General features: G+C 39.1%; 4 protein-coding genes. All 4 read left to right on the top strand.

Going from position 1 to position 6,188, the window contains the following annotated elements:
• Positions 1-82: 82 nt before the first annotated feature.
• The 4 genes from A5819_RS01015 to A5819_RS01000 are packed head-to-tail and all read left to right on the top strand — an operon-like array spanning position 83 to position 6,166.
• Positions 83-811 (top strand): winged helix-turn-helix domain-containing protein, encoded by a 729-nt coding sequence (locus tag A5819_RS01015; RefSeq protein ID WP_086280927.1) that lies wholly within the window; start codon positions 83-85, stop codon positions 809-811.
• Between the two features lie 54 nt (positions 812-865).
• Entirely contained in the window at positions 866-5,002 is a 4,137-nt protein-coding gene (locus A5819_RS01010) for a pectate lyase-like adhesive domain-containing protein (RefSeq protein WP_086353011.1), read from the top strand.
• A 13-nt stretch (positions 5,003-5,015) separates the two neighbouring features.
• Positions 5,016-5,363: an LPXTG cell wall anchor domain-containing protein gene (locus A5819_RS01005; protein ID WP_086280932.1), complete on the top strand. Its 348-nt coding sequence runs from the start codon at positions 5,016-5,018 to the stop codon at positions 5,361-5,363.
• Entirely contained in the window at positions 5,360-6,166 is an 807-nt protein-coding gene (locus tag A5819_RS01000) for a WxL domain-containing protein (RefSeq protein ID WP_086280936.1), read from the top strand. Before A5819_RS01005 ends, A5819_RS01000 begins: the two co-directional genes overlap by 4 nt.
• Positions 6,167-6,188: the final 22 nt, after the last annotated feature.

Here is a 6,188-nt window from a genome sequence, read left to right as displayed (position 1 = left end):
GTCTTCAATAGTATTTTGCTTTTGAATGCACACTAAGAAAGTTTTTTAGTTCTGGATATAAATTTAGTAGGAGGTACCTGCAATGTACACTATCGGTATTTTTCGAGATTCGTCTCAACCTGAATTGGATTATACCAAAGAATTGGTGAGCTTAGGTCATGAGGTTACAATTTTACAAGTCAAAAATGTAGGTTCTGAACTAGCAAATGTAGATGCATTTATTATTGAAGAATCTACGATGAGTGATTTATCTAGTATTTGCAAAAATATTCTGGAGTTAAGAACGAGATTAAATAAATTGATTTGGGTATTGTTGATTGAAAATGATGAAGAAACAAAAACCAAAAAGAAAATTTACCTACAACTAGGTGCAGACGGTGTCTCTGTTTATGAAGATGAGTTTGTTTTACAATTTTCAAATATCATAAAACGGATTGAGAATAAGGAAGAACCTAACGTTTTACAGACGAGATCAACGGCAGAACCCTTATTAGAACTACTTCCAGAAAATCTCAGTGTTTTAAAAGAAGGAAAAGTCGAAATCAGTTTAACCAAATTAGAATTTAAAGTCTTAGAACTGCTTCATAATAAGCACGATAAAGCATTGACCTATGAAGAAATCTACCAACATATTTGGGAAAACGAAAGTGCTGAGAAAAAAGAGTATCGAGTAAGTAATATCATATTCCATTTAAGAGGAAAAATAGAAGAAGACCCCACTACGCCGAAATTCATCAAAACAGTTCGGACAATCGGGTACAAATTAGCACTGAATCCACAGGTAAACAATGTTGGGATGAATCAAGCTTGAAGGAGGTGAAGAAACTGAGAACATTCTTTATAAACTAATGGGGCAGGAGGGAAAATGAATGAAATGATTAAAAAAAGAAAATTTCAATTAGTTGGAATGAGCATAGCCATTCTTTCGATCCTTATTTTAGCTATGTTTTCACAGCTGCATTCTTCTACAGGTAAGATTTTTGCCAAATCACCGATTTCGTTGACAACTGTTGAAGAGGAACTTTATGCAAATGAAGTATTTCATATAAAGATCTCTGACACAAGAGCTGAAAACGAGCTAAAGAAGTCTGATGAGAGTAGTCCATCAACTGATTTGGGTGAGTCAAAAAAAGATTGGCAAATTCGTCTTCCAGAAGGAATAGAGTTTAATGAAGCAGAAGAAAGAGCCATGCTTTTACAGGAAGACCCAAAAGCAGCATTTCCTGTTTTTAATTGGAATGAAGAAACGCGGATGTTGACTATCACAGTGAATAGTACTCAATCTTCCCTGAAATTAGCATTATTAGCAGAAAAAAGTGGCGACTATTCACTGACATTGACCGATGAAGCAAATAGTGTTGGTCAAGGAGAGTTAAAAGTTGTCGTCAAAGAATCGAAAGAGAATACGGACAATAGCCAAGCTACTGCCAGTTTAGATCTCGCTCAGCCGAGAGCATTAAGCAGCCGTGCTGCTGGAACAGCAGAAGTAACAGATTGGCAAAGTTTTGTTGAGGCGATCGCAGATAACACCGTGAATACTATTTCGATACAAAATGATATTACACTGTCAGGCACGTTAAATAACTATAAGGATTTATTTAGTGTTAGTTCAGTTGATTTAACCAGTGCGCAAAATGTTTATTTATATATCAATAAAAATGCGACTGCACGCTCACTAACGATTGATGGAAATGGTCATAACTTTAATTTTGGTAACTTAGCGATAGGCTTTTTGAATCAAACGAGTTATGTATCAGGAAGTTCAGGCACTATTTTTGGTTATTGGGATTTAAAATTTCAAAACATTAATATGAGTTCTTCAAACTATTCCGGCCCATTTTATATTTCATCGTATACGGCAACAGAGAGCGCTGCGAATGGATTGACAGGAACGATTCGAAGTAACGCGAATATTTCTTATGATCTTACCTCAGCTACCAATACGAGAAATGTGACTGACTTTTTAGGTTACACGATTGGACTAAATGATCCATGGGTAACAAATGTAGAACTGTTAAATGATATCTATACAACTGCACCAACGTATTCATCCAGTTACTTCATTTATAGTCCATATTTACGGTACTCGCAAAATGTGACTTCAACAACATCGATTGGTATAGCTTCTGGTGGTGAGTCACACATGTATTTCCAGTTACAAGGTAATGCACGAACTGTTAAAGTGAATGGAAACAATTACACACTAGATTTTGGTTCACTTTGTTTTTCTTTTTTAGTCTACAATAACTTGGGGTCAAAAGAATGGGATATCCAATTTAGTAATATGACGGTTTACCATGGTAATTATTGGGGCGCAATGATTTTCAACAATGGTGCCAATGGTGGAAAGATGACCATGGACAATTATACTGGTTATGGAACACAGTTTTTAGAGTCGCAACAAACCAATTTAACCCTGAAAAACAAAGTCCATTTAGAACAACAACGTACGTGGACTTCTGTAAGAAAAGACGGGACAACGATTCGTACATGGAACGTGAATAATTACCAACAAGGAAGTTTAGCGATTTCCACAGCTGTTGTAGAAGATAATGCAGATGTTTATATTTCTTCACTTGGATCAAACGTTCTTTACATTCCATCAGGTAGTTTTGAAATCGGTAAAAATGTAAAACTAAAATTGGAACGTGGCAATCAAACAACTGCCGCCGAATACTATAATACCAACTTGAATATTTCAGGCGGTGTATTATCCGTTGGTGAAGGCTCTACCGTTGACATTTTAAACCATCACGGAACATTCGGTGGTGCTGTCTATTTAGGATCTGCCACATCTGAGTTAAATATTGGAAAAAATGCGACGGTCAATATCCAAACAGATGCCTATTCTGGAACGGGAAACAATGATATAAACTATAATCCAATTTACATGAATGGTGGTTCCATTAACGTTTCAGGAAACTTAAATGTTAAAGGGGTAAATATGGGGGCCAGCACAACAGATTTATTCTATGTTGCAAATAACTCAACCTTTATCGTTCAACCGAATGCTTCGTTTGATATTCAAAGCGACAGCACGTCTATCACGCAATATTTATTACGAATGGGTGGCGCATCATCAACCTTTAAATTCTCAGATGCAAAACGCGTGAATCTGCAAAAAAACAAAGCCTTGACCAGTGGAACAACGACAAATAATGGCTTGATTTGGTCTCAAGGAAACCTAGATGTTTCAGTTCAAAACGTCTTCCAATGGTCACTAAATAATGTGGCTGGCGGAGCTGATGGCGATAATGGGTATACGTATGAGTACATTCCTATGAGTAATATGCGATTAGCTTATGGAAGTGGCTTTAATCCTACGATCACAGCATCTAATGCGATGACAAATGAAACGTTGACTAGATTTAACGCGAATTTTACAACGAGAGGACAACAACGAGTTCTCTTTACCCGAGTGCCAGATCCAAATATTGCGATTCATAGCATTGCAACCGATAATCGGGGCAATAACAGTTCGACCACTGTATCTGGCTATGCGATTCCAAATGCCTATATCCGTATCTGGGATGTACCAGTCAACAACTCGATCACGGCAGCCTTTGATCCATCAACAGATAGCGTAAAATCACCTGTAGAAGATACGTCTACTCCAGCTGAATACCGTGCGAATTTTACAACGAAATCAGATGCGGCAGGGAATTGGTCCGTAACTGTACCAGCAGGGCATTATTTTACAGCTGGAAGTGTCATTCATGCTTACGGATTTGCGAATCTAAAAGCAGAGGAAGTGACACAAACAGTCTTGGATAAAACACCACCGAAAGCTTCACCGGTGACTTATTATATGACAAAGGGTGATCCTTTGCCTGCAGCAAAAGACATGGTGAAAGAGGTTAGTGATACAAGTCCAGTCAATACTGGTTTTGATTATGCCTATACGGATCCTACTACGGCAGAAACAGCAGCGAATACGCCAGGAACACATACGGTACAGATCAATGTATCTGACAAGGCGGTTGATGCTGATGGAAATCCAGCGCCGAATACCAAAGTCGTTGAGTCAACGTTAGTTGTCTATGACCAGGCTTCAGGTGTTTCAGGTTCTGATTTTGAAGCATCGTATGTAGATATTCGTAATTTATCAGAAACAGAATTAAAGAATTATATCCTACAGCATAGTAAACCAGAAGCCTATAAACTGACAAATGGAATCAAAACAGATTTGACTCAATTTGTCACGGTAACGGACTTTGGCGGCTTAAATAATGTGAGTCAACTTCAACCAAAAGCCTACACTGTAACATTAGCGGTAAAAGCAGCTGATTCAGGATTACCTACAGATATCACAACAACGATCCAAGTAACTGTTGTGGATGTCGATGCCGTATTATCTGTTGAATTCTTAAATGAAGCAAACCAAGTGTTACCTGGGTATACCGTTAAACTAAATACCCAAGTCGGAGATACGATTGACTTAACAAAAGAAGAAAGTGTTACCACACAACTTACGAATCTAACGAAAGCCGGGTATGATATTGCCGAACGACCAGCAAATGAAACTGCGGTGAAGATCAATAATACTGCACTAACGGTTCAATACAAATTGCAAGGCGTATTGAGTTTGACCTCGGTACCAAGTGCTTTAGACTTTGGCTCGCTCGCTTATAATGCAACAACCAAACGAGTAGAAGACCCAGAATTTGATAAACAACTAGTTGTTACAGATACTCGGGCAGATGCTGCCAATGGTTGGCGTTTGACGGCTACACTGACAACACCGATGAAAAACGGCAGCGGCCAAGAATTAGTCAATGCTTTACGCTATGTTGCAGATGGTAAGGAAACGATTTTAAATACGAATGCACAAGTCGTTTATACCAATAGTAAAGGCACTGCAGGTAGCTTTGATGTTAGTGACAGTTGGGGCAAAACGGCCAATACTAACGGGATAAAATTACAAATCAATTCATCTGATACAGTGTATACAGGAGATTATGTCGGCGTAATTACGTGGAAAGTCATGGCCGGACAACCATAAAGGAGAGTGGAAAATGAAACATAAAACAACAAAATTAATCGTCTGCTCTCTGGTTGTGTTGCTAGGTATTTTTAGTTACTCAAGTAGTGCAAGTGCCAATGAAGGAACAGGTGGCCAGGTCAATCGAGGTGGTAAGATTTCGTTTTACGAAGAATCGACCGAACCAACCGATTCATCTACCAGTACTGAACCAAGTTCACAGAAACCGACAACACCAAGTGCAACAGCGAAACCAGCTGGAAAAAATCTTCCCAGTACGGGTGAGCTGCTGAAACACTACGGCATTTTTGGCATAGGGATATTAATCCTACTGGCACTGCTTCTCTTTTTACGAAAACGTAGAAAGGGGGAGCAAAAATGAAGTTAACACAAATCGGTATCTGGTCGTTAGCAATTGCCAGTTTGGTTCTAGCCAGCGAAACAGGCATCATTGCCCAAGCTGCCCCTGAAACGCTTGATCAATCAGGCTCAGTTAGTATCAAGGGAAGTGTGGTGACAAATCCTGTTGACCCTGAAAATCCAGGGAATGTTGTTGATCCAGGGGATAGTCCTTCAACCGAAGGCCCCCTTCGTATTGACTATGTTTCTGCTCTTGATTTTGGTGAAAGTAAAATTTCTAAAAATGGACGGACCTATCATGCGCTTGCGCAGCAATTTTTTGGTGAAACAGGCCCTAGAGGTAGTTACATTCAAATTACAGATCAACAAGCAGAATCGTCTGGGTGGACGTTACAAGTCAAACAAAACTATCAGTTTACCAATCCCATCATTCAAGAAACGGGTGAGCAGGATTTAAAAGGCGCGGTTCTTTCGTTAGATAAAGGATGGGCCAATTCAAGTGGTACTAGTGAAGCCCCAACCGTGATGCGTGAAACGATCGCGCTAAATTCAATTGGTTCAGCATACGAAGTCGCAACTGCCAGAGCAGGAAGCGGTAAAGGCATTTGGACCATTGCTTTTGGCGCATCGGAGACGAATTCTAGCGATCAACCTGTAACACTGACACCTGTAGTAAATCAAGCAGGAAAACCAGTGATAGACAGTATTTATAGTAAACCAGTGTATAGCAATTCAGCAATCACACTAAGTATACCGGAAGCAACGAAGATTCATCCGGTAGAATACCAAACGGAGATAACTTGGATATTAGCCAAGTTGCCTTAATAAAAAAACACACAAACAATTA

This window comes from Enterococcus sp. 7E2_DIV0204, assembly GCF_002140855.1.
Lineage (GTDB): Bacteria > Bacillota > Bacilli > Lactobacillales > Enterococcaceae > Enterococcus_L > Enterococcus_L lemimoniae.
The sequence above is the reverse complement of the archived record's forward strand: the minus strand, read 5'-3'. Positions and strand labels throughout refer to the sequence as shown.